Annotated in this window: 27 protein-coding genes; 22 read left to right on the top strand and 5 right to left on the bottom strand. The window is 69.7% G+C overall.

Annotated elements, in window-relative coordinates:
- Nucleotides 1–35 precede the first annotated feature (35 nt).
- The 4 genes from FXO18_RS09660 (at nt 36) to glgC (ending at nt 3,899) form a co-directional block, all read left to right on the top strand.
- Nucleotides 36–203: a DUF3117 domain-containing protein gene (locus tag FXO18_RS09660; RefSeq protein WP_149360916.1), complete on the top strand. Its 168-nt coding sequence runs from the start codon at nt 36–38 to the stop codon at nt 201–203.
- A gap of 133 nt (nt 204–336) precedes the next feature.
- A complete protein-coding gene (locus FXO18_RS09655; RefSeq protein ID WP_149360915.1) occupies nt 337–1,749 on the top strand; it encodes a leucyl aminopeptidase family protein in 1,413 nt (470 codons plus the stop codon).
- Nucleotides 1,746–2,651: a putative RNA methyltransferase gene (locus FXO18_RS09650; RefSeq protein WP_149360914.1), complete on the top strand. Its 906-nt coding sequence runs from the start codon at nt 1,746–1,748 to the stop codon at nt 2,649–2,651. Before FXO18_RS09655 ends, FXO18_RS09650 begins: the two co-directional genes overlap by 4 nt.
- Nucleotides 2,652–2,684: 33 nt before the next feature.
- Nucleotides 2,685–3,899, top strand: coding sequence for a glucose-1-phosphate adenylyltransferase (gene glgC / locus FXO18_RS09645; protein WP_149360913.1), 1,215 nt, complete (start codon nt 2,685–2,687; stop codon nt 3,897–3,899).
- 18 nt (nt 3,900–3,917) lie between these two features.
- On the opposite strand, the gene FXO18_RS09640 is transcribed toward glgC, so the two are convergent.
- On the bottom strand, nt 3,918–4,529 hold the full coding sequence (locus FXO18_RS09640) for an O-methyltransferase (protein ID WP_187774330.1): 612 nt from the start codon (nt 4,527–4,529) through the stop codon (nt 3,918–3,920).
- Nucleotides 4,530–4,813: 284 nt separating this feature from the next.
- Between FXO18_RS09640 and sigE the strand changes: the two genes are divergently transcribed.
- From sigE to tatB, 4 genes are all read left to right on the top strand, one after another.
- Nucleotides 4,814–5,485 carry an RNA polymerase sigma factor SigE gene (gene sigE, locus FXO18_RS09635; RefSeq protein ID WP_149360911.1) on the top strand — a complete coding sequence of 224 codons (672 nt, stop codon included), beginning with the start codon at nt 4,814–4,816 and terminating at the stop codon, nt 5,483–5,485.
- Between the two features lie 146 nt (nt 5,486–5,631).
- Nucleotides 5,632–6,087 carry a cupin domain-containing protein gene (locus FXO18_RS09630; protein WP_235900584.1) on the top strand — a complete coding sequence of 152 codons (456 nt, stop codon included), beginning with the start codon at nt 5,632–5,634 and terminating at the stop codon, nt 6,085–6,087.
- Nucleotides 6,084–7,559 (top strand): S1C family serine protease, encoded by a 1,476-nt coding sequence (locus tag FXO18_RS09625; RefSeq protein ID WP_149360910.1) that lies wholly within the window; start codon nt 6,084–6,086, stop codon nt 7,557–7,559. The genes FXO18_RS09630 and FXO18_RS09625 overlap by 4 nt, the downstream gene beginning before the upstream one ends.
- An 89-nt stretch (nt 7,560–7,648) precedes the next feature.
- Nucleotides 7,649–8,071: a Sec-independent protein translocase protein TatB gene (gene tatB / locus FXO18_RS09620; RefSeq protein WP_149360909.1), complete on the top strand. Its 423-nt coding sequence runs from the start codon at nt 7,649–7,651 to the stop codon at nt 8,069–8,071.
- Between the two features lie 420 nt (nt 8,072–8,491).
- On the opposite strand, the gene FXO18_RS09615 is transcribed toward tatB, so the two are convergent.
- Together FXO18_RS09615 and FXO18_RS09610 are read right to left on the bottom strand one after the other, a co-directional pair.
- Nucleotides 8,492–9,631: an Mrp/NBP35 family ATP-binding protein gene (locus FXO18_RS09615; protein WP_149360908.1), complete on the bottom strand. Its 1,140-nt coding sequence runs from the start codon at nt 9,629–9,631 to the stop codon at nt 8,492–8,494.
- A 93-nt stretch (nt 9,632–9,724) separates the two neighbouring features.
- Entirely contained in the window at nt 9,725–11,014 is a 1,290-nt protein-coding gene (locus FXO18_RS09610) for a lytic transglycosylase domain-containing protein (protein ID WP_149360907.1), read from the bottom strand.
- Between the two features lie 147 nt (nt 11,015–11,161).
- Here FXO18_RS09610 and FXO18_RS09605 point away from each other — a divergent pair, with 147 nt between their 5' ends.
- Both FXO18_RS09605 and FXO18_RS09600 read left to right on the top strand, forming a co-directional pair.
- Entirely contained in the window at nt 11,162–12,109 is a 948-nt protein-coding gene (locus FXO18_RS09605) for an HpcH/HpaI aldolase/citrate lyase family protein (RefSeq protein ID WP_149360906.1), read from the top strand.
- Nucleotides 12,110–12,155: 46 nt separating this feature from the next.
- Entirely contained in the window at nt 12,156–12,659 is a 504-nt protein-coding gene (locus tag FXO18_RS09600) for a DUF2567 domain-containing protein (protein WP_149360905.1), read from the top strand.
- On the opposite strand, the gene FXO18_RS09595 is transcribed toward FXO18_RS09600, so the two are convergent.
- Nucleotides 12,644–13,297 carry a DUF2461 domain-containing protein gene (locus FXO18_RS09595; RefSeq protein WP_149360904.1) on the bottom strand — a complete coding sequence of 218 codons (654 nt, stop codon included), beginning with the start codon at nt 13,295–13,297 and terminating at the stop codon, nt 12,644–12,646. The genes FXO18_RS09600 and FXO18_RS09595 overlap by 16 nt on opposite strands.
- Nucleotides 13,298–13,415: 118 nt before the next feature.
- Complete coding sequence (locus FXO18_RS09590; RefSeq protein WP_149360903.1) at nt 13,416–14,135, bottom strand: NUDIX hydrolase; 720 nt, start codon at nt 14,133–14,135, stop codon at nt 13,416–13,418.
- A gap of 107 nt (nt 14,136–14,242) precedes the next feature.
- Between FXO18_RS09590 and nadA the strand changes: the two genes are divergently transcribed.
- From nadA to FXO18_RS09535, 12 genes are all read left to right on the top strand, one after another.
- Entirely contained in the window at nt 14,243–15,304 is a 1,062-nt protein-coding gene (gene nadA, locus FXO18_RS09585; protein ID WP_149360902.1) for a quinolinate synthase NadA, read from the top strand.
- Complete coding sequence (nadB, locus tag FXO18_RS09580) at nt 15,301–16,881, top strand: L-aspartate oxidase (protein WP_149360901.1); 1,581 nt, start codon at nt 15,301–15,303, stop codon at nt 16,879–16,881. Before nadA ends, nadB begins: the two co-directional genes overlap by 4 nt.
- Nucleotides 16,874–17,749, top strand: coding sequence for a carboxylating nicotinate-nucleotide diphosphorylase (nadC, locus tag FXO18_RS09575; protein ID WP_149360900.1), 876 nt, complete (start codon nt 16,874–16,876; stop codon nt 17,747–17,749). Before nadB ends, nadC begins: the two co-directional genes overlap by 8 nt.
- Before the next feature lie 97 nt (nt 17,750–17,846).
- Entirely contained in the window at nt 17,847–18,338 is a 492-nt protein-coding gene (locus tag FXO18_RS09570; RefSeq protein ID WP_149360899.1) for a limonene-1,2-epoxide hydrolase family protein, read from the top strand.
- 86 nt (nt 18,339–18,424) lie between these two features.
- The gene (gene hisD, locus FXO18_RS09565) at nt 18,425–19,771 is read left to right on the top strand and encodes a histidinol dehydrogenase (protein ID WP_149360898.1); all 1,347 of its coding nucleotides are present in this window, start codon (nt 18,425–18,427) and stop codon (nt 19,769–19,771) included.
- A gap of 8 nt (nt 19,772–19,779) precedes the next feature.
- Complete coding sequence (locus tag FXO18_RS09560) at nt 19,780–20,925, top strand: histidinol-phosphate transaminase (RefSeq protein WP_149360897.1); 1,146 nt, start codon at nt 19,780–19,782, stop codon at nt 20,923–20,925.
- Nucleotides 20,922–21,536, top strand: a complete 615-nt coding sequence (gene hisB / locus FXO18_RS09555; RefSeq protein WP_149360896.1) for an imidazoleglycerol-phosphate dehydratase HisB — start codon at nt 20,922–20,924, stop codon at nt 21,534–21,536. The genes FXO18_RS09560 and hisB overlap by 4 nt, the downstream gene beginning before the upstream one ends.
- A gap of 13 nt (nt 21,537–21,549) precedes the next feature.
- Nucleotides 21,550–21,711, top strand: a complete 162-nt coding sequence (locus FXO18_RS15935; protein WP_187774289.1) for a hypothetical protein — start codon at nt 21,550–21,552, stop codon at nt 21,709–21,711.
- The gene (gene hisH, locus FXO18_RS09550) at nt 21,708–22,349 is read left to right on the top strand and encodes an imidazole glycerol phosphate synthase subunit HisH (RefSeq protein WP_149360895.1); all 642 of its coding nucleotides are present in this window, start codon (nt 21,708–21,710) and stop codon (nt 22,347–22,349) included. Before FXO18_RS15935 ends, hisH begins: the two co-directional genes overlap by 4 nt.
- The gene (locus FXO18_RS09545) at nt 22,331–22,615 is read left to right on the top strand and encodes a hypothetical protein (protein WP_235900583.1); all 285 of its coding nucleotides are present in this window, start codon (nt 22,331–22,333) and stop codon (nt 22,613–22,615) included. The genes hisH and FXO18_RS09545 overlap by 19 nt, the downstream gene beginning before the upstream one ends.
- An 11-nt stretch (nt 22,616–22,626) precedes the next feature.
- Nucleotides 22,627–23,361, top strand: a complete 735-nt coding sequence (priA, locus tag FXO18_RS09540) for a bifunctional 1-(5-phosphoribosyl)-5-((5-phosphoribosylamino)methylideneamino)imidazole-4-carboxamide isomerase/phosphoribosylanthranilate isomerase PriA (RefSeq protein WP_149360894.1) — start codon at nt 22,627–22,629, stop codon at nt 23,359–23,361.
- A gap of 11 nt (nt 23,362–23,372) precedes the next feature.
- Nucleotides 23,373–24,182 carry an inositol monophosphatase family protein gene (locus FXO18_RS09535; protein WP_149360893.1) on the top strand — a complete coding sequence of 270 codons (810 nt, stop codon included), beginning with the start codon at nt 23,373–23,375 and terminating at the stop codon, nt 24,180–24,182.
- The last annotated feature ends 27 nt before the right edge of the window (nt 24,183–24,209 follow it).

Raw genomic sequence — 24,209 nt, 5'->3', positions numbered from 1 at the left:
CGCTGGGGCAGGCACGAGTTTTGGAGGGAGCAGAGATGGCGGCGATGAAGCCCCGGACTGGTGACGGTCCTCTCGAGGCAACCAAGGAGGGCCGCGGCATCGTGATGCGCGTGCCGCTCGAGGGGGGAGGGCGCCTCGTCGTGGAACTCACTCCGCAGGAAGCCGCTGATCTCGGCGATGCGCTGAAGGACGTCACGGGCTAGCGCGCGAGGGCGGCGGAGCATTCCCCGTCCGGCCCGGGCAACCGGGCGACCTCTGTACGATTCGAGCCCCGTGCGGGCCGACGACCTTCGGCCGTGGCAGCGCGGGGCTCGCCCCTGCACCGCAAGGAGCCACATGCCCCATCCCGCGATACCCACCAGACTGACCGCTGTCCGGCAGGGGCACGAGGATCTTTCCGAGTCGAGCCCCAATGTTGCCCGCGCGGTCATCGCTGATCGTGGGGCGTCGCGATGGCGGTGCCCGGTCGAGATCGATGCGCGGGACGGCACGCGGTGGACGGTGCGGGTAGATGAGCCGACCGACGACGAGGATAGCGGCAGGCGATGGCGCGCGGCCGGTGCGGCTCTCGCCCGGGCGGGCCGGGAGTGGGGAGCGGAGCTCGGCATCGATGTCGTGGCTGTCGAGCTGCCGCCCGGCACGACCGAGGGCGACGTTCACGCCCTGACGATCGGCATCGTCGCTGGTTCCCATGAGCTGACGCTTGCGAGCACGCCGACATCGCCGCTGTGCCAGGTCATCCTGCAGCATGATGAGGATGTCAGCGCGACGATCCGGCACGCGGAGGCGCTCGCCCGCGGAACCGCGCTCGCCCGGGATCTCGCGACGATGCCCTCCAACCTCAAGCCGCCGCGCGTCCTCGCGCGAATGATCGAGCAGGCCCTCCCTCCAGGCCTCGAAGTCACGATCAGGGACGAGAACTGGCTGCGCCAGCACGGGTTCGGCGGGGTCCTCGCCGTCGGCGGCGGGTCATGCGAGCCGCCCCGCCTCACCGAGATCCGTTGGCGGCCCGCCGGGGCGAGCGCTCATGTGGTGCTCGTCGGCAAGGGCATCACTTTCGATACCGGCGGAATCTCGGTCAAGCCGGCGGCGAACATGCACCTGATGAAGACCGACATGGCTGGAGCCGCGGCAGTGGCCGGCGCGATGGCGGCCATCGCGGAGCTCGGCCTTCCGATCGCGGTCACCGCGCTGCTGCCCTCGGCGGAGAACATGTTGTCTGGCAGCGCCTACCGGCCGGGCGACGTCGTCACCCACTACGGGGGCATAACCTCGGAGGTCACCAATACTGATGCGGAGGGCCGGATGGTCCTCGCGGACGCTCTCGCCTATGCCGTCGCCACCCTCGAGCCCGATCTCATCATCGACGCCGCCACGCTCACCGGTGCCATGAAGATCGCCCTCGGCATGCGTACTGGTGCCGTCCTCACGGAGTCCGACGACCTCGCGCAGCGCATCGCGCGGGCCGGGGCCACCGTGGGGGAGAAGTGGTGGCGGCTGCCACTGTCGGCCGAGTACCGCGATGCTGTCGAATCATCGATCGCTGATGTCCGGCAGGCACCCGCGGGCCCGGGCGCGATCACTGCGGCCCTGTTCCTGCGCGAGTTCGTCAGCGACGTCCCGTGGGCGCATCTCGATATCGCTGGCCCCGCGCGCGCCGACGAGGCCTACGACGAGGTGAATCCGGTGGCGTCGGGCTTCGCGGCGCGGACGCTCGCCACGGTCATCGAGCAGCTCGCGTCCCCATGATCGATCGCATCGTCGAATGGCTGCGCTGCCCGCAATGCGCCATGCCGCTGCAGCGGGCGGAGCAGTCGTTGCGATGCGACCGTGGGCATTCCTTCGATATCGCGCGGCAAGGCTACGTGTCGCTGCTGCGAGGAGGCCGCAATCCCATCCAGGGGGACGACGCGGGCATGATCGCCGCGCGGGAGGAACTGTTCGCCCGCGGCCATTATCGAGTGATCGAGCAGGCCATCGCGGGGATCGCTGCCCGGGCATGCCAGAGCCGGCGGGATCCGCTGATCGTCGACATCGGCGCGGGCATCGGCAACTACCTCGCAGCCGCTCTCGAGCATCTTCCCGCTGGTCTGGGCATCGGCATCGACGTGTCCAAGCCCGCCGCCCGGCGCCTAGGTCGCGCCCACCCTCGCGCTGGGGCAATCATCGCCGACGTGTGGTCGGGCCTCCCGCTCGCTGACCAATGCGCGGACGTCGCCCTGACCGTCTTCGCGCCGCGCAACGCCGCCGAGATCGCCCGCATCCTCCGGCCCGGGGGGACCTGGCTGATCGCGACGCCCGCCGCGCACCACCTCGCGGAGCTCGCGCGCATCGAGGGCGTGCTCAGCGTCGACGAGCGCAAGGGCGAGCGGCTCGCCGCGACCGTGGGGGAGAGCTTCGTCCAGCGAGAGAACCATCATGTGCGGGCCACCATCGAGGTGACGAAGGACGAGGCGGAACGGGTGCTCGCCATGGGCCCCACGGCCTGGCATCTCGACCGGGATCAGCGTGCCCGTGCCGTCGAGTCGGCGTTCGCGGCAGTGGAAGCCACCACCAGAATGCCCCTGACCCTGTCAGTGGACATCACCGAGTACCAGCTGGCGAGCTCGCCGGGGAGCGAACCGCGGAGCCAGGCACGGCCATTCGGCTAGCCGCCGGGGCCTGTCAACGATAGGTTGAGAACCGTGAGGAGTCAGCCACACGTACTCGGGATCGTGCTCGCCGGCGGGGAGGGCAAGCGCCTCCACCCCCTGACCGCGGACCGGGCCAAGCCCGCGGTTCCCTTCGGGGGCGCCTACCGGCTGATCGACTTCGTGCTCAGCAACCTCGTCAACGCCGGATACCTGAAGATCTGCGTGCTCACCCAGTACAAGTCACACTCGCTCGATCGCCACATCTCGCAGAGCTGGCGGCTCTCTGGCCTCGCGGGCGAGTACATCACCCCGGTCCCGGCCCAGCAGCGGCTCGGGCCGCGCTGGTACACCGGCAGCGCCGATGCGATCTTCCAATCCATGAACCTCATCGTCGATGAGGACCCCGAGTACATCGTCGTGTTCGGTGCCGACCATGTGTACCGGATGGATCCGCAGCAGATGGTCGAGCAGCACATCGAGTCCGGGGCGGGCGCGACGGTCGCGGGGATCCGGGTGCCCCGCCAGGAGGCCACCGCTTTCGGCTGCATCGACGCCGACGAGAACGGCAGGATCACCCAGTTCCTCGAGAAGCCCTCCGACCCGCCCGGCACCGCCGATGACCCCGAGGTAACGTTCGCCTCCATGGGCAACTACGTGTTCACTACCAAAGCACTGGTGGAGGCACTGCGGGAGGACGCGGCAAACCAGGACTCCGATCACGACATGGGTGGCGACATCATCCCCATGCTGGTCGCGCGCGGGGAGGCCAGCGTCTATGACTTCGACGACAATCACGTGCCGGGTGCCACGGAGCGCGACCGCGGCTACTGGCGCGACGTCGGCACGATCGACGCCTTCTACGAGGCGCACATGGATCTAGTATCGCCGCAGCCGGTATTCAACCTCTACAACCGCAAGTGGCCCATTCGCGGGGCTGTGGAGAACCTCGCGCCCGCCAAGTTCATCGAGGGTGGTCTCGCGCAGGAGTCCGTGGTGGGCGCGGGCAGCGTCATCTCGGGCGCGGTGGTCCGCCATTCGGTGATCAGCTCCAATGTGCTCGTCGATGCGGGAGCGACGGTGGAGGGCAGCGTGATCATGCCTGGTGCGCGAATCGGCCGTGGTGCGATCGTGCGGCATGCCATCCTCGACAAGAACGTGGTCGTCGGGGAGGGCGCGATGATCGGTGTCGATCCCGAGCAGGACCGCGAGCGCTTCGCGGTCAGCGCTGGCGGTGTCGTCTCGGTCGGCAAGGGAGTGTGGGTCTAGGCCGCCGGATCCGCGTGCTCAGGAGCGGATCGCGCAGAGCACGCCTTCGCCCAGTGGCACGATCAGCTCGGTCAGCGACTCATCCTCGGTGATCATTGCCGTGGCCTCGCGCGCGCTGAGGGCCGCCTGGTCCTGCTGGCTGTGATCGCTGGCCCGTCCGCCGAGCAGGGCCGCGTTGATGATGAGGACTCCGCCCTGCCGGAGCAGTCGCGTGCTCGCTGCGACATAGGACGGCTGATCGATGACGTTCGCATCGACGAAGATGAGGTCGTAGGCGCCGTCGGCGAGGCGGGGAAGCACCTCGAGGGCGCGGCCGTTGATCAGCCGGGTACGGGTGGTAGCCACTCCCGCATCCCGGAATGCCCGGCGGGCGGCGCGCAGGTGCTCGGTGTCGGTGTCGATGGTGGTGAGGACACCGTCCTGCGCCATCCCGCGCAGCAGGTAGAGGCCGCTCACCCCGGCTCCGGTGCCGATCTCCACCACCGCGCGGGCGGAGGCGAGCCGGGCGAGGAAGGCGAGCAGGGCACCGGTAGCGGGCGTGACCGCCCGGGCACCAAGATCGTCGGAGAACTCGCGGGCGGCGCGGAACGTATCGTCCTCCGCCACGGAGGTCTCGGAATGGGAAAGCATCAGGTCGGCATTGGCAAGCACAACTGCGAGGTTATCCTTCCACTGGGGCGCTTTGGCGTGAGGCACGCGGAAGGCGCTCTATGGCGTCCCTGGCATTCTCAGCAGAAACTCAGCGTGATCATAGTACCGGCACACTCGGATCAGCGACAGTAGAGATGCACGGAAGTACCGGTATGGCGTACCTGCCGAACGATAGCTGGGGGGGAATGTTCTTGCTCCCCACGGTGTTGCCACGAAGTGGATGTATCAGCAGGAGTCTTGACGGGGAGGCGGCACGAGGCTTGATGTGGTTCTCGGGACCAGAAACACGCGAGTCATTGCAGTCCAGCGGTGACGCGACCAGTAATGATGCCGCGATGACGACGATGAACGGGACCGCCGCGTTCGATACGAGTGACGGTGCTGTTCCGCTGCCCAGCTGGGACGAGATCGTCCGTGAGCACGCGGATCGCGTCTACCGCCTGGCCTATCGCTTGTCCGGCAACGCGCACGATGCCGAGGACCTGACGCAGGAGACCTTCATCCGGGTCTTCAAGTCCTTGTCGTCGTACCAGCCCGGCGTGTTCGAGGGCTGGCTGCATCGCATCACCACGAACCTGTTCCTCGATATGGTGCGGCGCCGCAGCCGGATCCGGATGGAAGCGTTGCCCGAGGACTATGACCGGGTACCGTCCGATACTCCGGACCCGCAGCAGGTCTATCACGACACCCACCTCGACCCGCACGTCCAGCGCGCCCTGGATTCCCTCGCCCCGGAGTACCGCGCCGCGGTGGTCCTGTGCGATATCGAGGGACTGTCCTACGAGGAGATAGCCGCGACGCTCGGCGTCAAGCTCGGCACGGTGCGCAGCCGCATCCACCGCGGCCGGCAGGCGCTGCGCGATAGCCTCGAGCGCATGGGAGTGCTCGGCTCCGGAGGCATCGAGCATGCCACGCCGGGCCATGCGGTCCGCTGAGCAGGCCGGTTCGAGCTCGCGCGCGGGATCTGGCACGGCCACCCGCGCCCCCGCGCCGGCCCCGGTAGACTCGTCAAGCGCGCCGCCTCTCGCGCAAGTGGCGTAGCGTGGAAACCGGTCAGATACGCAGCAGGGGAGGTGTGACGATGGTGTCGGGACGAGGTGGCGGCGGATGGCGGTTCGCGGCTTTCGGCGCGTGGAGCATCTTCCCGCATGGCACTGAGGACCGCGACAGCGTGTCCCGCGCGCAGCCAGCACCAGGAAACCTCGATGAGCGATTCCTGCCCGCCGGTCCGCGCCGGACATTCCCCTCCACCGAGCACTTGTCGCCGGAAGCGGTCGCCGCGTACGTCGACGGCGAGCTCGCGATGGGCCCGCACCTGCGGGCCAGCGCTCACATCGCGCAATGCTGCGAGTGCCGCGAGCAGATCAACGCGCAGGGCCAGGCCCGTGCCGCGCTGCGCCGCGCTGATCCGGTAGGAGCGCCTGCCTCGCTGCTGAGCGCGCTCGCCCGGATCCCCACGAACGATCAGGGCGCCGCGCCCGGGTTCCCGGTAGCGGCGCCGAGCCCGCAGAGGAAGCGACGCCGGAAGCGCCCGTGAACCACGAAGACCCCACAGGGCCGCCACGCCTCGAGCCCCGGCCCATCCAGCGACCCTCGATCGATGCCGCGACCTCCCGCGCGTTCGGTCGGCCACCGGGCATCGATGGCCCCTTCGCTAGCGACAGCCGCCATGAGGCCGGCAACGATCCACGGATCACCGTTCGCGAGCCCGATCCCATCCTCGCCGAGGCGTTCGGGCGCCCAGCCGGGTCGAGCGATGTGCTGCAGCGCGATCCCCGTGATGCGCAACGCTCCCCGCAGCCCGAAGCCGCGCCCGCGGACCCATGGCGGGATCCTGCGGCTCCGGTCACCCTCGGCGGCCCGGTAGAGGAAACCGCCGGGCCCGCCGCCGCGACGCCCACGACCGCGTTGCCCCCGCTGACGACCCGGGAGGTCCTGCTCGGTGGGCGTGTCTCGTGGCGGGCTCTCGCGACCCTCGGCCTCGTGGCCGTCCTGATCGGAGTCGCTGGTGGCCTCATCGGCCGCGTCACCGCCGAGGTCTACGAATCGCGGACCAGCACCGAGGTCACCGTCGCGCAGGTAGCGGGCGAGGACGGCGATGCGCCTCGCGGAGAGGTCGTCGAGGTGGCCCGCGCCGTTACGCCCGCGGTCGTGTCGATCCGCGTCCGCGTCGGCAACCAGGCCACCACGGGTTCCGGCGTCATCATCGATGAGGCCGGCTACATCGTCACCAACAACCACGTCATCTCGATCGGGGCGCGCAACTCCGATGCCGAGATCGAGCTGCTGTTCTTCGACGGATCCCGGGCCAGCGCCACCATCGTCGGCCGCGATACCCGCACGGACCTAGCGGTGCTGCGCACCGACGCCGACAACCTGACCGTGGCCGAGTTCGGCATGTCCAACGAGGTGCAGGTCGGTGAGGAAGTGATCGCCATCGGCGCGCCCCTCGGCCTCGACCGCACCGTCACCACCGGCATCGTCAGTGCCCTCAACCGGGCGGTGCCGCTGTCCGGCCCTGGCAGCGACACTGATGGGGTCATCGATGCCATCCAGACCGACGCCTCGATCAACCCGGGCAACTCTGGCGGCCCCCTCGTCGATCTCGCCGGCCGGATCATCGGCATCAACACCGCCATCCAGTCGAGCACCGGTGGCTCCATCGGGCTCGGCTTCGCCATCCCCTCGGATACCGCGGCGCGCATCGTGCAGGAACTCATCCAGAATGGCCGCGTCGACCACCCCGGCATCGGCGTCACCGCGCGCACTGTCGTCAACGAAGCGGTGGCGGGAGCCCAGATCGCCAATGTCGCCGCCGGCAGCCCAGCGGAGGAGGCAGGCCTGCGCGAGGGGGATGTGGTGACCAAGGTCGGGGACCGCGAGGTGTTCGGCAGCGACGAGCTCACGGTGGCGATCGGCGAGCTTCCCGTCGGCGAATCCGTGACGCTGGAGGTGCGGCGACAGGGCCGCCCCATCCAGATCCAGGTGACCCCCCGCAACCTGTCCTGAACGAGTTGCGGCGCATGCGCCGTGCGACACCGCGACGATGCGCGGGCCGACACTGTGCCGCCGACGGCGAATCAACGTAGTCTAATGGCGTGTTCAGCAACATCGGTTGGGGCGAGATCTTTGTTCTCATGGTCGCCGCGCTTGTCATCCTCGGGCCCGAGCGCCTGCCCGGCGCCGCCATGTGGCTTGGCCGGACTGCCCGGCAGGCCCGCGACTACGTCAGCGGAGCCAGCAAGCAGCTCCAGGATGAGTTCGGCGCCGATCTCGACGAGTTCCGCAAGCCGCTCTCCGAGCTGCAGAAGCTCCGGGGGATGAATCCGCGATCGGTGGTGACGAGGCACCTGCTCGACGGGGATGATTCGTTCTTCACCGGCAATTTTGATGATCAGCCTGGTCGCGGCGGTACCGGCTCGAGCGGCAGCGGAGCCAATCCGGGCCGCCCGCACCTCAACCCGGAGCGCGCGCCGCTGGGAATGGACGAGAAGCCCCCCATCGATCCCGACGCCACCTAGCCTGCTCGAGGACGCCACCTAGCCTGCTCGAGGACGCCACCTAGCCTGCTCGAGGACGAAGGAGGACAACGATGAACGATGGTGGACCCGACAAGATCATGATCGTCTGGGCGGTCCTTATCTCGCTGCTCGTGATCCTGTCGGTCGTGTCATTCTTCGTCAACAACTAGGCCGCTCATAGCGCCTGGCGCCGTGGGTTCGCTGGGGCGAGGCCAGCGTGAGCGACGCTGGGTGGCTCGCGCTCGCCGCTCGGGTGGCCGACGCTCGCCGCTAGGGCCAAAAGCACCGGAAACGGCCAAACGCGATAGAAGCTGCCCCGGATTCTCCGCAGCTTCTATCGCGTTTGCCGCTATGAACCTTGGGCTAGCCCCGCCAGAAGCCCCTGGCCCCGCCAGCCGCACGGCCGACTGCGGTCCAGTGCTAGCGCAGGTGGCGCGTGGTGTCGATGCCCAGTGACATCCCGGCGAGGCCGCGTTGCCGCACCGCGAGCTTGTCGGCGATGGCCGTCAAGGCTTGCGCGGCCGGGGATTCCGGGTTGGACAGCACGATCGGCATGCCCGCGTCGCCGCCCTCGCGGACGGTCGGGTCGAGCGGGACCTGGCCGAGCAGTGGAACGTCCGCACCGATCGACTTGGTGAGGCGATCCGCGACCACTGCGCCGCCGCCCTCGCCGAAGATGTCCATGCGGGTGCCGTCGGGCAGCTCGAGCCAGGACATGTTCTCGATGACACCGGCGACGCGCTGGCGGGTCTGCAGGGCGATCGCACCGGCACGCTCAGCGACCTCGGCCGCTGCCTGCTGCGGCGTGGTGACCACGAGGATCTCCGCGGTGGGGATCAGCTGCGCCACCGAGATGGCGATATCACCGGTGCCGGGCGGTAGGTCGAGGAGCAGGATGTCGAGATCGCCCCAGAACACGTCGGCGAGGAACTGCTGCAGCGCGCGGTGCAGCATGGGGCCGCGCCACACCACGGGAACGTTGCCCGTGGTGAATTGCGCGATGGAGATCAGCTTCACCTCGTGCGAGATAGGCGGCAGGATCATCCGGTCCACCTGCGTGGGCTTGGCATCGGTGCCGAGCATGCGGGGGATCGAGTGGCCGTAGATGTCGGCATCGAGCACGCCGACGCTCAGCCCGCGAGCGGCGAGCGAGGCCGCGAGGTTCACGGTCACGCTGGACTTGCCGACACCGCCCTTGCCGGACGCCACCGCGAAGACGCGGGTGAGCGAGCCGGGTTGCGCGAACGGGATGACAGGCTCGTTCGAGTCACCACGAAGCTTGGTGCGGAGCTCGGTGCGCTGCTCGTCATTCATCACATCGAGGGTGACGGTGACGGCGCCCGCTCCGGGCACGTCGGCCGCTGCGGCCTGCACCCGATCATGGATCTCGGTGCGCATCGGGCATCCCGACACCGTCAGGTAGATGGCGATGTCGACGTCGCCATTGTCGGCGATGTCGATGCTCTTCACCATGCCTAGCTCGGTGATGGGCTTGCGTATCTCTGGATCCTGGACGCGCGCGAGCGCGGACCGGATGGCTGACTCACTTGGTGCGGACATCACTGTCGATCATAGGCCCTGCGGCGAGCAGGCCACGAATCCCTCCCACGAGCAGGCCTTGTTGCCAGGTCAGCGCGTGGGAGGGGCCGGGTTCTAGAAGGGCAGCTGGATCTCGCCCACGCCAGGGATGACGATCGGCGGCGGGCCGCTCGGTGCCGGGGCTGGTTGCTCCGGGGAGGGAGCGGGTGCAGGCTGCTCGGGCGCGGGAGCCGGCTGGCCGGGCGGCGGGCAGAAGATCACGCACGGCAGGGTCGGCGGCGGCGGCAGCAGCTCGGCGAGATCGTCGAGCGGTGTGCGGGGCGCCTCGGGCTCGGTCGCTTCCTCGGCCGCATCGGTCTCGAGGCCTTCGCCCTCGCGCTGGGCGAGGAGCTCCGCGGCGAGGGTGCGCGCCGATTCATCGGTGTCGCTGCCGGGAGCGCCGGGGGCGGGAAGCTCCCAGGGCAGGATGCCGGCCGGGGGAAGGTCGGTCGGCGTGGGGAGCACCCCGGTGGCGTAGGCAGTGGCCCAGTTGCGGACATTGTGCAGGTAGCTGCGGGACTGGTTGTACCGCAGGATCGCCCGCTCCTGGTTCGCCGGGACAGTGAGGTCACCGCCGGCATCGCACAGGTACTTCGCTGCGGCGAGGGTCGCGTCGTAGACATTGTGGGGATCGGAGGTGCCATCGCCGTTGCCGTCCGAGGCGTACATCGCCCACGTGCTGGGGATGAACTGCATCGCTCCGATGGCCCGGTCGAACTGGTCATCACCGTCGATCTGGCCACCATCGGTGTCGCGGATGGTGGCGGTGTTTGGTGTGGTGCCGTCGAGGCGAGGACCAAGGATGGGGCGCAGCGTGCGGCCATTGATGTCGACGGCGCCGTTGCTGGCATGGCCGGACTCGACCCGGCCGATGCCCCCGAGCAGCGTCCAGGATAGCCCGCAGCCGGGACGGGTATCCACCATGTTCGCAGCGGCGCGCTTGTAGGCGTCGACCATCACTGCGGGCACGGAGAACGCGCCGAGGTTGACCGCGACGTTCTCCAGCGCGGAGCCGATGGCATGGTCTAGCTGGGTAAGCGCCTCGTCGGGATCGATCCCGGCCGCTCGGGCGGCATCGTCGACAGCGATGGAGCGCGCGCTGCGCAGTGGTGGCGGGGTGCGCAGTTCCGGGGTCACGATGCCCACGACGGCGGCCTCGTTCGTGGATGTCGCGGCATGGCGGATCGCTACATCAGCGAGGGCAGTGGCCTGCGCCTGCTCAGCGACGGTATCGGCATGCTCGAGGTCCGAGCCTGCGGCGATGCCGAACAATCCCACGGGGAGCAGTGCGGCCAGCGCGAGAATGCTGGTGGGGTTGTGGCCCGGTTGCGTCGACCGTGACCGGGTGCGGGGAAGCTTCGGCACTGGCTGGTTCCTCACCTTCGTCGTCAAAACGTGACTTACTTTACAGTCTTGTTGCAACCGCTCGCGTGCCGAATGGGTGGTATTGGAGCAGTGGCGCGGAAACTCTCAGGAAACGTCGGCGGGGATGAGCCGCCAAGGAGGCGCGGGATGACCAAGGAACGATCCGCTCGGCGCACCATTCTTGCTGTTCCGGGTAGCAATCCGCGGATGATCGACAAGGCGCGGGCCCTCCCGTGCGATGCGGTCCTGCTGGACCTCGAGGATGCTGTGGCGCAGGGCGCGAAGGAGTCCGCGCGCGGCCAGGTGGTCGAGGCGCTGGTGTCGGGCAGCTGGGGCGGCCGCGCGCGGACGGTGCGCGTCAACGCCTGGACGACGCCCTGGACGCATCGGGATGTCATCGACATCGTGGCGGGGGCGGGCAGCGAGGTCGACGCTCTGGTGCTGCCCAAGGCGGATCACCCTGGCCACGTCCACGCGCTGTCCCTGCTGCTCGATCAGCTCGAGGCCTTGCATGGGCTGCCGCCCGGCCGCATCGGCATCGAGGCGCAGATCGAGTCCGCGGCCGCGCTGCGGAGGGTCGACGAGATCGCTGCCGCCAGCCCTCGGCTGGTGTCCCTGGTCCTCGGCCCGGCGGACCTGATGGCCAGCCTGGGGATCCGGACCTTGAGGGTCGGTGACCAGCCGCCGGGCTACGCGCCTGGTGATGCCTACCATCACGCGCTGATGAGCATCCTCATCGCGGCCCGGGCCCACGGCTTGCAGGCCATCGATGGGCCGTTCGTCGATATCGGTGATCCCGAGGCGTTCGATCGGGCGGCGCGGCGGACCGCGGCACTGGGCTATGACGGCAAGTGGGTCATCCATCCCTCGCAGATCGAGCGCGGGAACGCGGCGTTCACGCCCTCCGGGGAGGAGCTCGAGCGGGCGCAGCGCCTGCTCGACGCATACGAGACGGCCACCTCTCTCGAGGGCGGCGCGCGCGGGGCGATCATGCTGGACGGGGAAATGGTGGACGAGGCGGGCCGCGCGCTCGCGCGGTCCATCGTGGCGCGCTCGGTGGTTTCCCGGGACGAGGGGGGCGAAGGCCGCTCCTAGTGGTGCTCGCGCGCGAAAATCTCGCCAGCTCGCGTACCGTGGGACCGTGGCACGAATCCTCTTCCTGGGCGTGATCGTTGGTCTCGGCTCGGCCGCCGTGTGGGCCGTGGTGGCGCCGTCGGTGCCGACGGTCGTCGCGGATCAGGGCACGGCGACCCTTCCGGGCGAGAGCACTACCGTCTTCGACGCCGTGATGTACTTCGCCGGCATCTCCGTGATCGCGGGGATCGTGCTGGGCGTCGGGGCGTGGCTGGTCGTTGCTGCGCGTGGTCCGCTCGCGGTGGTGATGCTGGCGGCGACGGCGGGCCTCGGCGCATGGATCACCGCGAGCCTGGGCACACTGCTCGCGGGCCTGCGGAGCCAGGATGCCGTGCCCCTCGAGGATCTGACACTGGTATCGGTGCCCCCGGAGATGTCACTGTGGCAGGCGCTGCTCATCCAGCCGATGGTCGCGGTGTTCGTGTATTTCATCGCGGCGGGGATGAGCGATGATCCCGGTCTTGGTGTGGAGGCGCGGTCGCAGCGCCGACGCGATCACGTGCGCGCGTGATCAGCGTGCCCGGTGTTGCGGGTGAGCCACTCGACGAGGGGCCGTAGCTCCCGCCATGTCCCGCGGACGCGGTCGAGTGCTTCGGGGGTGCTCAGCCATGCCGGGGATACATGACGCTGACCGACTGTGATCGATTTATGCCGTAGCAGCGCGATCCGCGGGTGGTCCGGCGCGAAGCCGCGTGGCTTGGTCTTGAGCTGTTCCCCGCCGATCTCGTAGTCCGCGCGCAGGCTGCCGATGATCGTCTCGAGCTCTGGTCCAGTCGTGGCATCGTCGACGGCGCGCCGGTATGCGGCGATCTCGGTGGCGGATCCACCGTAGAAGCCAGCACCGATGAAGATTCCCGCCGCGTCGATCTGGACGTACCAGCCGGCGCTCTGGCCCGAGCCCACGTACGCCCCCTGGTGCGTCTTGTACGGGGCTTTGTCCCGCGAGAAGCGCACGTCCCGGTAGGGCCGGAAGAGCTTCGCTGGGCCGAACTCCTCCTCGAGGAGGCCGAGCATCGCGAGCATCGGCCGTTTCACGGCTTCGTCATAGATGTGCTTGCTCGACGCCCAGAACTGTTTCGAGTTGTCGGCCTCGAGGTCCTCGTAGAAGTCCAGCGCGGCGACGGGGAAACCAGTGAACTCGTTCAACATCGGTCCTCGCGATCGGGGTTGTCGTCGGGGACGCCGCATTGCTGCCGCGCCGCATCATTGCCGCGACGTTCCCACGGTACCGCTGGCTCGATCGCGCGCGCTGTGATTCACCCGCTGGCTAGGAGGGCGGTCGAAGCGCCGCGAACTCATCGGTGACCCGGAAGTCGGTGTCGGCGTAGCGGTAGAGGGCAGCGGGACGCCCGCCCGTGCGCCCGGATCGCGCGGTGGTCCCGGTGGGGGTGATCACGCCGCGCCGACCGAGGACGCGCTGCAGGTTGGTCGCATCCACGGGGTAGCCGAGGGCCGCGCTGTAGATGGTGCGGAGCGTGGAGATGGTGAACTCGCCGGGCGCGAGGGCGAACCCGATATTGGTGTAGGACAGCTTGGCGGCGAGCCTGCTGCGCGCGTGATCGACCACGATGCGGTGGTCGAACGCCATCCCGGGCAAGCGCGCGACGGGATGCCAGCTGGTGTCGGCCGGAAGCTCGGGCTCGGACTGGCAGGGGATGAGCCCGAGGAACGTCGAGGCGATCACGCGTCGTCCGGGCACGCGGCACGGATCGCTGAAGACGGACAGCTGCTCGAGGTGGGCGAGCTCGCGGACGTCGACCTTCTCGGCAAGCTGGCGGCGGGCGGAGGTGGGCAGGTCCTCGTCATCGCGGAGCCTGCCGCCGGGCAGCGACCACGCACCAGGCATCGGGGGGAGCGCCCGCTGCCAGAGCAGGACGCACAGCTCGGGCGCCGCGGCCGATGGCCTCGTCTCCGGATGCCCCGGGCTGGGGCGCACCTGGAACACGGCTACCAGTACTTCGTGCGCGGTGATAGTATTGACATTCACGTTTTCGATTGTAAGTCGAAAACTGATGCGAGGGGGCGGACCACGCCGTTCCCGCGCAACGCTCCGGGCATCGGCCCCGGAAGAACCAGATCGTGAGGAGACCGGCCATGACGACCGCAGTGACAACGCCGCTGTATTTGACCGACACCACGGTGCGGCTGCTCGGCCAGCTCACCGACGGTCCCACCGGCTACGGCGGAGTAGCCGCAACCCCGGAATGGGCGCAGGAGGTCCGGCGCCTCGCGCGCGAGCGCAACGCCACCATTCTCGCGCACAACTACCAGCTGCCCGAGATCCAGGACGTCGCCGACCACGTCGGTGATTCCCTCGCGCTCTCGCGCCTCGCCGCCGAGGCCAGCGAGGGCACCATCGTCTTCTGCGGCGTGCACTTCATGGCGGAGACCGCCAAGATCCTCTCGCCGGAGAAGACCGTCCTCATCCCGGACCAGCGCGCGGGCTGCTCCCTCGCCGACTCCATCTCCGCCGATGATCTGCGCGAATGGAAGGCCGACCACCCCGAAGCGATGGTCGTCTCCTACGTCAACACCACCGCAGAGGTCAAGGCGCTCACCGACATCTGCTGCACCTCCTCCAACGCAGTGGACGTCGTCAACTCGATCGACCCCGGCACCGAGGTGCTCTTCCTTCCCGACCAGTTCCTTGGTGCGCACGTCAAGCGAGTCACCGGCCGCCAGAACATGCACATCTGGGCGGGGGAGTGCCACGTCCACGCCGGGATCAACGGCGACGAGCTCGCCGAGCAGGCGCGCAACCACCCGGATGCCGACCTGTACGTCCACCCGGAGTGCGGCTGCGCCACCTCGGCGCTGTACCTGGCCGGGGAGGGGGCCGTCCCGTCGGACCGCGTGAAGATCCTCTCCACCGGAGGCATGCTCGACGCTGCCCGATCGACAGGCAAGCGCGAGATCCTCGTCGCCACCGAGGTAGGCATGCTCCACCAGCTGCGCCGGGCCGCGCCCGACGTGGACTTCCGCGCCGTCAACGATCGCGCCTCGTGCAAGTACATGAAGATGATCACGCCCGCCGCGCTGCTGCGCAGCCTCGTCGAGGGCACCGATGAGGTGCACGTCGACCCAGAGATGGCGGCGGCCGGGCGCAAGTCCGTGCAGCGCATGATCGAGATCGGCAGCCCGGGCGGCGGCGAGTGAGGAACCACTCCGCGCAGGAGTGGGAATGCGCGGCGGATGTCGTCGTGGTGGGAGCGGGGATCGCCGGTCTCACCACGGCGCTCGGCCTGCGGGCGCGCGGCCTAAGGGTGATGGTCGTCGCGGCATCAACGCGCCTCACAGCCACGGCCCTCGCCCAGGGAGGCGTCGCCGTGGTCGACGGCGGCGACCCGCTCGATAGCCCGGCCCTGCACGTCGCGGACACCGTTGCTGCCGGTGCCGGGCTCGTCGAGCCCAGAGCGGCCCAGCTAGTGGTGGCCCACGGCGCTGCAGCCGTCGCGACCCTCATCCAGCGCGGTGCCCGCTTCGACCACGACGAGAACGGCACTCTCCGGCGGACCATGGAAGGCGGTCACTCCCGCCCGCGCATCATTCACGCCGGGGGCGACGCCACGGGCGCCGAGATCCAGCGCGCCCTCGTTCGCGCCGCCGGCCACGAGCACCCTGGCATCGTCGTGCTCGATGGCTCCACCGTCACGGATCTGGCCGTGCAGGCCGGCGCGGTGGTCGGCGCGCGGGTCATCGACGAGGCGGGCGCCACCGGGATCATCCACGCTCCTGCCGTCGTGCTCGCCACCGGTGGACTAGGGCAGCTGTACGAGGTGACCACTAACCCGGCTGGCGCGCGCGGCGACGGGATCGAGCTAGCGCTGCGCGCCGGAGCGACAGTGGCGGACATGGAGTTCGTGCAGTTCCACCCCACGATGCTCTACCTGCCGCATGCGAGCGGAACGAGTCCCTTGATCAGTGAAGCTGTTCGCGGCGAGGGAGCGATCCTGCTCGATCATGACGGCCAGCGCGTCACCGATCCGGGTGACGGCGGCGACCTCGCCCCCCGTGACATCGTTGCCCGTGCGATCGCTCGCCGCATGGCACGGGCTGGCACGAACCACGTCTACCTCGATGCCCGCCATCTCCCCGGCTTCGCGCAGCGGTTCCCCACGATCACCAGGCTGTGCCGGGCCGAAGGGATCGAGCCCGCTCATGACCTCATCCCCGTGGCACCCGGCGCGCACTATCACTGCGGTGGCATCAGCACCGACGCATGGGGGCGCACGACCGTGCCGGGCCTCTACGCGGTCGGGGAGGTAGCGCGCACCGGGCTGCACGGCGCGAACCGGCTCGCCTCCAACAGCCTCCTCGAGGCAGCGGTGATGGGGGACCGGGCCGCCCGTGCGATCACTGCGGACGACTGGCCGCGAAACCGGGCCAGCCTCGACCAGGACAGCTTCGATGCGCCCGCGCTCGAGCCGAGCGCGGTCCCGCGCGACGCTACCGAGGCGGACGACCTCCCGGGCCTCATGAGCCAGCACGCCGGCGTGGTGCGCGATGAGAGCGGCCTCGAGCGGCTAGCAGGCATCCTCGCGGGATCGTGGACAGGGCCCGCGCTGGTGGCTCGCGCTATCGTCCACGGTGCCCTGCACCGGCGCGAGACCCGCGGCTGCCACACCCGCACCGACCATCCCCGCAGCGATCCCGCGGCGGCGCGGAGCACGTCGCTCCGTCTTGCGCACGGCGCGCTCATCCCCGAGGACCTGGAGGTTCCCGTCCATGCCTGACACTGCCATCGCGCTCGCCCCCGAGGAGCGCGAGAACGCGCTCGCAGTGGTCCGCGCCGCGCTCGACGAGGATCTGCGCTACGGGCCCGACATCACCTCGGAGGCGACCATCGCCGCCGGGGCGCGCCTGCGCGCCGACATCACGACCCGCGCCCACGGCGTGATCGCCGGCACCGGGATCGCCGGGCTCGTGCTCGACGAGGTCATCGGCACGGGCAACTACGACCTCGATATCCGCGCTGGCGATGGGGCACGCGTCGCGCCCGGTGACATCGTCCTCTCCATCGAGGCGCCCGCGCGCGGGCTGCTCACCGCCGAGCGCACCATGCTCAACCTGATCTGCCACCTGTCGGGCATCGCCACCGAGACCGCCCGCTGGGTCGACGCCATCGAGGGCACCAGCGCGCGGATCCGCGATACCCGCAAGACCCTGCCCGGCCTCAGGCTGCTGCAGAAGTACGCCGTCCGGGCCGGAGGCGGCGAGAACCACCGCATGGGACTCGGCGACGCCGCATTGATCAAGGACAATCACGTCGCAGCGACGGGATCGGTCGTCGCGGCTCTCGACGCGGTCCGCGCGCGCTATCCCGGCGTGCCGTGCGAGGTGGAAGTCGATTCGCTCGACCAGCTCGACGAGGTCCTCGCGGCAGGCGCGGAGCTCGTGCTGCTCGATAACTTCCCCGTCTGGCAGACGCAGATCGCCGTGCAGCGCCGCGACCGCAGCGCCCCCGCCACCAAGCTCGAGTCCTCCGGTGGCCTGAGCATCGACGTGGCCCGCGACTACGCCGGGACCGGGGTCGACTACCTCGCCATCGGCGCGCTCACCCACTCGGTATCGGTCCTCGACCTCGGGCTCGACATCCCCTGATCCGGCGATGCCCGGATCATGGCCTTGGTCACGTTGAGGGCCCCGGAGCGGGCTGGCCCCTTGTCGCTCCCGTTGCCGAGGGGTACCTTCCGCAGGCATGGACACTTCACGCCGCGCCAGTCGCCTGCCCCAGCTGCGAGGCACGAGCGTGCCCGCGGTCGCTGGGGATGACGCCATCGCGGTGGTGCGCGCCTTCCTCGGCGCGCTCGAGCGTGGCGATGTCGATGCGGCGGCCCAGGGCTTGCACCCCCAGGTCGAGCTGCGCATCGTGCCGTTCCGGCCCATCGAGGGGATCGCGCCAGTGCTCCGGCAGCTCCGCAAGGCTGCCTCGCTGATCAGCAGCATGGACATCACGATCCACAGCATCGCTGCCAATGGCGAGACCGTGCTCACCGAGCGCACCCATCGCATCGCGCTCCTCGGTTCCATCGAGCTCGAGTTCTGGATGTGCGGGACCTTCGAGCTCGCGGACGGCGCCATCGCGGTGTGGCGCGACCGCTTCGATCTCGCCGAGATGACAGCCTCGATGATCCGTGGCGTCGGCACCGCGCTGTCCCGCCTGCAGATCGAGCAATCACCCCGGAGGTAGGCAGCGCCTGGCCCTGCCACGATTGCCGCCGGACTGCTAGGTACCCGTATCCTGGTGGGGTAAGCGACCCTTCAGGAAGGACCCGCATGTCACCCCGTGCCGATCTGCGCCGCGTTGATCTCCGTGGCCGGATGCCCTCCACCGTCGAGCTGCGCGCGGCCCTGCCGCGCGGGGGCGTGGACGTGGACGCGGTGCTCCATCAGGTCCGGCCAGTGGTCGACGATGTGCGTGCCCGGGGCGTCGAGGCCGCGCTGGAGCTGAGCGAGAAGTTCGATCGCGTGCGCCCGGATCAGGTAAGGGTTCCAGGCGCGGAGCTGCGGCGTGCCCTCGAGGAGCTCGATCCCGCGGTGCGCGCGGCGCTCGAGGTCGCGATCGATCGCGCCCGCCTGGTCCACGCGGACCAGCGGCGCACCGATGCCACCACCCGGGTAGTGCCGGGCGGGACGGTCACCGAGCGCTGGGTGCCGATCGAGCGGGTGGGTCTTTATGTTCCCGGGGGCAACGCGGTGTACCCGTCGAGCGTGGTGATGAACGTCGTCCCCGCGCAGGAGGCCGGTGTGGGATCGCTGGTGGTGGCGTCGCCGCCGCAGGCCGATTTCGGAGGACTGCCGCACCCGACGATCCTGGCGGCCGCGGCGCTGCTCGGCGTCGAGGAGGCCTGGGCTGTCGGCGGCGCCCAGGCGGTGGCCCTGCTCACCCACGGCGGCACCGATACCACTGGCGAGGAGCTTGTGCCGGTGGACATGATCACCGGGCCGGGCAACATCTATGTGACCGCGGCGAAGCGCCTGTGCCGCAGCCTCGTGGGCATCGATGCCGAGGCCGGCCCGACGGAGATCGCCATCCTTGCTGATGACACCGCGGACGCGGCCCACGTGGCGGCGGACCTGATCAGCCAGGCCGAGCACGATGTGCTCGCGGCGAGCGTGCTCGTCACCACGAGCGCGGAGCTCGCCGATGCCGTGGACGAGCAGGTCAACGAGCAGCTCGCGGCCACCAAGCACCAGGAGCGCATCGCGACCGCGCTGAGCGGCGAGCAGTCCGGGATCGTCCTGGTCTCCACTCTCGATGACGGGATCGCGGTGGTCGATGCCTATGCGGCCGAGCACCTCGAGATCCAGACCCGCGACGCAGCCACGGTCGCGGGCAGGGTCCGCAACGCGGGCGCGATCTTCGTCGGCGCCTACTCGCCGGTGAGCCTCGGCGACTACTGCGCGGGCTCGAACCATGTGCTGCCCACCGCTGGCAGCGCGCGTCATTCCTCGGGGCTGTCGGTGCAGACGTTCCTCAAGGGCATGCACGTCGTCGAGTACAGCGCCGAGGCGCTGCGCGAGGTGGCGCCGCATGTGGTCGCGCTGGCCTCGGCGGAGGACCTGCCCGCGCACGGGCAGGCCGTGCAGCGCCGCTTTCCCGGCAAGGCCGCGGGCGAGTGACCCCGCGGATGAACGCGCCTGGTAGTGCCATCACGATCGCTGACCTGCCGCTGCGCGAGAACCTGCGGGGCAAGTCCCCCTATGGCGCGCCGCAGCTACAGGTGCCCGTGCAGCTCAATACGAACGAGAACCCGCATCCGCCGTCCGCGGCGCTCATCGCGGATGTAGCCGAGTCGGTGCGGCAGGCGGCGGCCGAGCTGCACCGCTATCCCGATCGGGATGCGACGGCCCTGCGACGGGAGCTCGCCGACTACGTGACCCGGCAGACCGGCGTCGCGGTCACCGTGGCGAACCTGTGGGCGGCGAACGGCTCCAACGAGATCCTCCAGCAGATCCTGCAGGCGTTCGGTGGTCCGGGCCGCACGGCGCTGGGCTTCACGCCGTCCTACTCGATGCATCCGATCATCTCCACCGGTACCCAGACGCTGTGGCTCGAGTCGCCGCGGCGAGCTGACTTCTCCCTCGACGTGGACGCGGCAGTGCGGGCGATCGCCGAGCACCGGCCCGATGTGGTGTTCGTGACGAGCCCCAACAACCCGACCGGGCACAGCATCCCGCTGGCCGGCTTGCGGCGCATCCTCGAGGCCGCGCCCGGGGTCGTCGTGGTCGACGAGGCCTATGGGGAGTTCTCTGCCGTGCCGAGCGCCGTGGGCCTCATCGAGGACCATCCGGCCAAGCTCGTGGTCAGCCGCACGATGAGCAAGGCGTTCGCGTTCGCCGGTGGGCGGCTCGGGTACCTCGTTGCCGCGCCCGCCATGGTGGACGCGATGCTGCTCGTCCGGCTTCCCTACCACTTGTCGGTGGTGACGCAGGCCGCGGCGCGGGCCGCCTTGCGCCATGCCGACGAGACGCTCGCGAGCGTGCACCATCTCGCCGCGGAGCGTGACCGGGTCGCTGCGGCACTGACGGGGTGGGGCTTCGATGTAGTGCCCAGCGATGCCAACTTCATCCTCTTCGGCCGCTTCCGCGACAGTGCGGCGAGCTGGCAGCGCTACCTCGACCAGGGGGTGCTGATCCGGGACGTGGGCATCCCCGGCCATCTTCGTGCGACCATTGGCCTCGATGCCGAGAACGATGCGTTCCTCGAGGCGAGCGCGCAGCTCGCGGCGAGCGAGCTCGTGCCCGGTAGCACGCCACGGGAAGGAACATCATGACCCCACGGATCGGTCGCGCGGAACGCACCACGCGCGAGTCCAGCATCACGGTGGAATGGAACCTCGACGGCTCGGGCCGCACGGACATCTCCACCGGAGTGCCGTTCTTCGACCACATGCTCACCGCGCTCGGCGCGCACGGCAGCTTCGACCTGTCGGTCCGGGCCACCGGCGACATCGAGATCGAGGCGCACCACACGGTGGAGGACACCGCCATCGTGCTCGGGCAGGCGCTCGGGCAGGCGCTCGGCGACAAGAAGGGCATCCGGCGCTTCGGTGATTGCTACATCCCGATGGACGAGACCCTCGCGCATGCCGTCGTGGACGTCTCGGGCCGGCCGTACTGCGTGCACACCGGCGAGCCCGAGCACATGCTCCACACCATCATTCCCGGTCACGCGAGCGCGCCCTACTCCACGGTGATCAACCGTCATGTCTTCGAGTCCCTCGCGATGAACGCCCGCATCGCCCTGCACGTGCGGGTGCTCTATGGCCGCGACCCGCACCACATCACCGAGGCCGAGTACAAGGCCGTGGCGCGGGCGCTGCGCGCTGCCGTGGAGCCCGATCCGCGCGTCGGTGGCATCCCGTCCACGAAGGGCGCGCTGTGAGGGCGGGACCGCGATGAGTGGCACGTTGATGTACCTGTTGTTCATGGCCGCGGGCTTCCTCCTTGGAGGCGCCATCGCGCTGTGGCGGACCAACCGCTTCCTCTCCGGCGTGCTCGCCGCGACAGCGGTGATCTGCGGCGCGGGCGCGGCACTGCGATTGCTGGAGGTCCTATGACAACCGCCGCTCCGAGCGTGGCGATCCTCGACTACGGCTCGGGCAACCTGCGGTCCGCGCAGCGCGCGCTCGACCGGGTGGGCGCGCGCACCGTCGTGACGACCGACGCGAGCGAGGCACTGGATGCCGATGGCCTCGTCGTGCCCGGCGTCGGTGCGTTCGCCGCCTGCATGGAGGGACTGAAGGCCGTGCGGGGCGATCGCCTCATCGGGCGCCGCCTGGCCGGTGGCCGACCGGTCCTCGGCATTTGCGTCGGCATGCAGGTGCTGTTCGAGCGTGGCATCGAGTTCGGCATCGAGGCCGAGGGATGCGGGGAATGGCCCGGCACCGTCGACCGCTTGCACGCCGATGTGCTGCCGCACATGGGCTGGAACACCGTCGAGGCCGCCCGTGGCAGCATCCTGCTCGAGGGGCTGCCCGCGGACACTCGCTTCTACTTCGTGCACACCTATGCGGCGCAGTCCTGGGAGATGGAGCCCTCCGATGTGATCGCGCCACCGAAGCTCACCTGGGGCGACTACGGGGGCCGGTTCCTCGCGGCCGTGGAGAACGGGCCGCTCTCGGCGACGCAGTTCCATCCGGAGAAGTCCGGCGATGCCGGGGCGCACCTGCTGGAGAATTGGGTGAGATCCCTGTGACCAGCGGCGAGGAGCCCGTCGGCGAGTTCTCGATGGCCAGGCTCGCGCTGTTCTCCCTCGGTGCCGGCTCGCTGGTGCTGCTCGGGGCGGCCGCGATCATCCTGCTGGCGCAGCCCGCTCCGTTGGTCGGCCTGGTCATCGGGCTGGCCGGGCTGGGATTGTCGGTCGCGGCAGTGGGCATCGTGTCGACCACGATGACGCGCCGCGCGCTCGGGCCGCACGGTCCGGAGCAGCGAGGTTCGGTGAAATCCGGGCCGAGAGACTAAGGTTGTCGCCCGTGAGTCTTGTGTTGTTGCCCGCGGTGGATGTCGCGGATGGTCAGGCTGTCCGGCTCGTGCAGGGAGAGGCGGGGAGCGAGACGAGCTATGGCTCTCCCCGCGAGGCCGCCCTGCAGTGGCAGAACGATGGTGCCGAGTGGGTGCACCTGGTGGATCTGGACGCGGCATTCGGCCGGGGATCCAACCGCGAGCTGCTCGCCGATGTGGTGGGCGAGCTCGACGTGAAGGTGGAGCTCTCCGGCGGCATCCGGGATGATGCCTCCCTCGCCGCCGCGCTGGCCACAGGATGCGCCCGGGTCAACCTGGGCACTGCGGCGATCGAGGATCCCGAGTGGTGCGCCCGCGCCATCGCCGAGCATGGCGAGCGCATCGCGGTCGGCCTGGACGTGAAGCTCATCGAGGGGCAGTGGCGCCTGCGCGGCCGCGGCTGGGTCAGCGATGGCGGTGATCTCTGGGAGGTCCTCGAGCGGCTCGACCGCGATGGGTGCAGCCGCTACGTCGTCACCGATGTGACCAAGGACGGAACATTGACCGGCCCGAACCTGGATCTGCTGCGGCAGGTCTGCGCCGCGACCGACGCTCCCGTCATCGCCTCGGGTGGCGTCTCGACCATCGCGGACCTCGAGGCCATCGCAACGCTCGTCGAGGCCGGGGTCGAGGGCTCGATCGTGGGCAAGGCCCTGTACGCGGGCCGGTTCACGCTGCCCGAGGCGCTGCGCGCCGTCTCCCGGTAGCGCGCTTACCCATGGCCTCGCTGGATACCACCACGCTCGATCGCCTCGCGGTCGAGGCGTGCCAGGTCCTCGACGAGGCGTGGCCGCGGTTCCTGGCCGGGCATGGCGCGCCGAGCGCCGTGGCGAAGGGTGATCGCGATTTCGCTACCGAGATCGATCTCGACCTCGAGCGATTCGTCGCCGCGGAGCTCGATCGCCGTACCGGCATCGGCACCCACGGCGAGGAGTTCGGCGGCGACAGCCTGAGCGCGGGACCAGTGTGGGTGCTCGACCCCATCGACGGGACGATGAATTATTCCCTGGGCCTGCCCTACGCGGGGATGCTTCTCGCGCTGCTCGACGAGGGCCAGCCGGTGATCGGCCTGACCTGGCTGCCGCACCTTGGCGAGCGGATCTGGGCAGTCGTGGGCGGGGCACTGATGCGCAACGGCGAGCCCCAGCCCCGGCTCGAGCCGCGCTCGCTGCATCACAGCATGGTGGCCGTCGGATCGTTCAACCTCGATAGCACGCAGGGACTATCCGGCCGCTACCGCCTCGACCTGATCGGTGAGATCAGCCGCCGCAGCTCGCGGGTGCGCATGCTCGGCGCGACGGGCGTGGACCTCGCCTACACCGCGGCAGGCACGCTGGGCGCGACCATCAGCTTCGGGCATCATGTCTGGGACCACGCGGCGGGAGTGGCGCTGGTCCGGGCGGCCGGGGGCATTGTGACGGATCTGGCAGGCAAGCCCTGGACGGTACTCTCGAGGTCGGTTCTCGCTGCCGCGCCGGGCGCGCACGAGGAACTGGTCCGCCTCGCGGCAGCCGTCCCCCGGCAATGATGGCCCGCGGAACATGAAGGGCTGTGG

Source organism: Lolliginicoccus suaedae, assembly GCF_008312885.1.
In the GTDB taxonomy this organism is placed as follows: Bacteria; Actinomycetota; Actinomycetes; order Mycobacteriales; family Mycobacteriaceae; genus Lolliginicoccus; species Lolliginicoccus suaedae.
The sequence above is the reverse complement of the archived record's forward strand: the minus strand, read 5'-3'. Positions and strand labels throughout refer to the sequence as shown.

Bases quoted from the DNA above. Each gene is read 5' to 3' on its own strand.
- FXO18_RS09655 (WP_149360915.1), top strand. From the start codon at position 337: ATGCCCCATCCCGCGATACCCACCAGACTGACCGCTGTCCGGCAGGGG.
- FXO18_RS09595 (WP_149360904.1), bottom strand. From the start codon at position 13,297: ATGTTGAACGAGTTCACTGGTTTCCCCGTCGCCGCGCTGGACTTCTAC.
- FXO18_RS09630 (WP_235900584.1), top strand. From the start codon at position 5,632: ATGGTGTCGGGACGAGGTGGCGGCGGATGGCGGTTCGCGGCTTTCGGC.
- FXO18_RS15935 (WP_187774289.1), top strand. From the start codon at position 21,550: ATGAGTGGCACGTTGATGTACCTGTTGTTCATGGCCGCGGGCTTCCTC.
- nadC (WP_149360900.1), top strand. From the start codon at position 16,874: ATGCCTGACACTGCCATCGCGCTCGCCCCCGAGGAGCGCGAGAACGCG.
- FXO18_RS09535 (WP_149360893.1), top strand. From the start codon at position 23,373: ATGGCCTCGCTGGATACCACCACGCTCGATCGCCTCGCGGTCGAGGCG.
- FXO18_RS09560 (WP_149360897.1), top strand. From the start codon at position 19,780: ATGAACGCGCCTGGTAGTGCCATCACGATCGCTGACCTGCCGCTGCGC.
- FXO18_RS09650 (WP_149360914.1), top strand. From the start codon at position 1,746: ATGATCGATCGCATCGTCGAATGGCTGCGCTGCCCGCAATGCGCCATG.
- FXO18_RS09660 (WP_149360916.1), top strand. From the start codon at position 36: ATGGCGGCGATGAAGCCCCGGACTGGTGACGGTCCTCTCGAGGCAACC.
- nadA (WP_149360902.1), top strand. From the start codon at position 14,243: ATGACGACCGCAGTGACAACGCCGCTGTATTTGACCGACACCACGGTG.
- hisD (WP_149360898.1), top strand. From the start codon at position 18,425: ATGTCACCCCGTGCCGATCTGCGCCGCGTTGATCTCCGTGGCCGGATG.
- hisB (WP_149360896.1), top strand. From the start codon at position 20,922: ATGACCCCACGGATCGGTCGCGCGGAACGCACCACGCGCGAGTCCAGC.
- FXO18_RS09615 (WP_149360908.1), bottom strand. From the start codon at position 9,631: ATGTCCGCACCAAGTGAGTCAGCCATCCGGTCCGCGCTCGCGCGCGTC.
- FXO18_RS09640 (WP_187774330.1), bottom strand. From the start codon at position 4,529: ATGCTTTCCCATTCCGAGACCTCCGTGGCGGAGGACGATACGTTCCGC.
- sigE (WP_149360911.1), top strand. From the start codon at position 4,814: ATGTGGTTCTCGGGACCAGAAACACGCGAGTCATTGCAGTCCAGCGGT.
- FXO18_RS09570 (WP_149360899.1), top strand. From the start codon at position 17,847: ATGGACACTTCACGCCGCGCCAGTCGCCTGCCCCAGCTGCGAGGCACG.
- hisH (WP_149360895.1), top strand. From the start codon at position 21,708: ATGACAACCGCCGCTCCGAGCGTGGCGATCCTCGACTACGGCTCGGGC.
- FXO18_RS09605 (WP_149360906.1), top strand. From the start codon at position 11,162: ATGACCAAGGAACGATCCGCTCGGCGCACCATTCTTGCTGTTCCGGGT.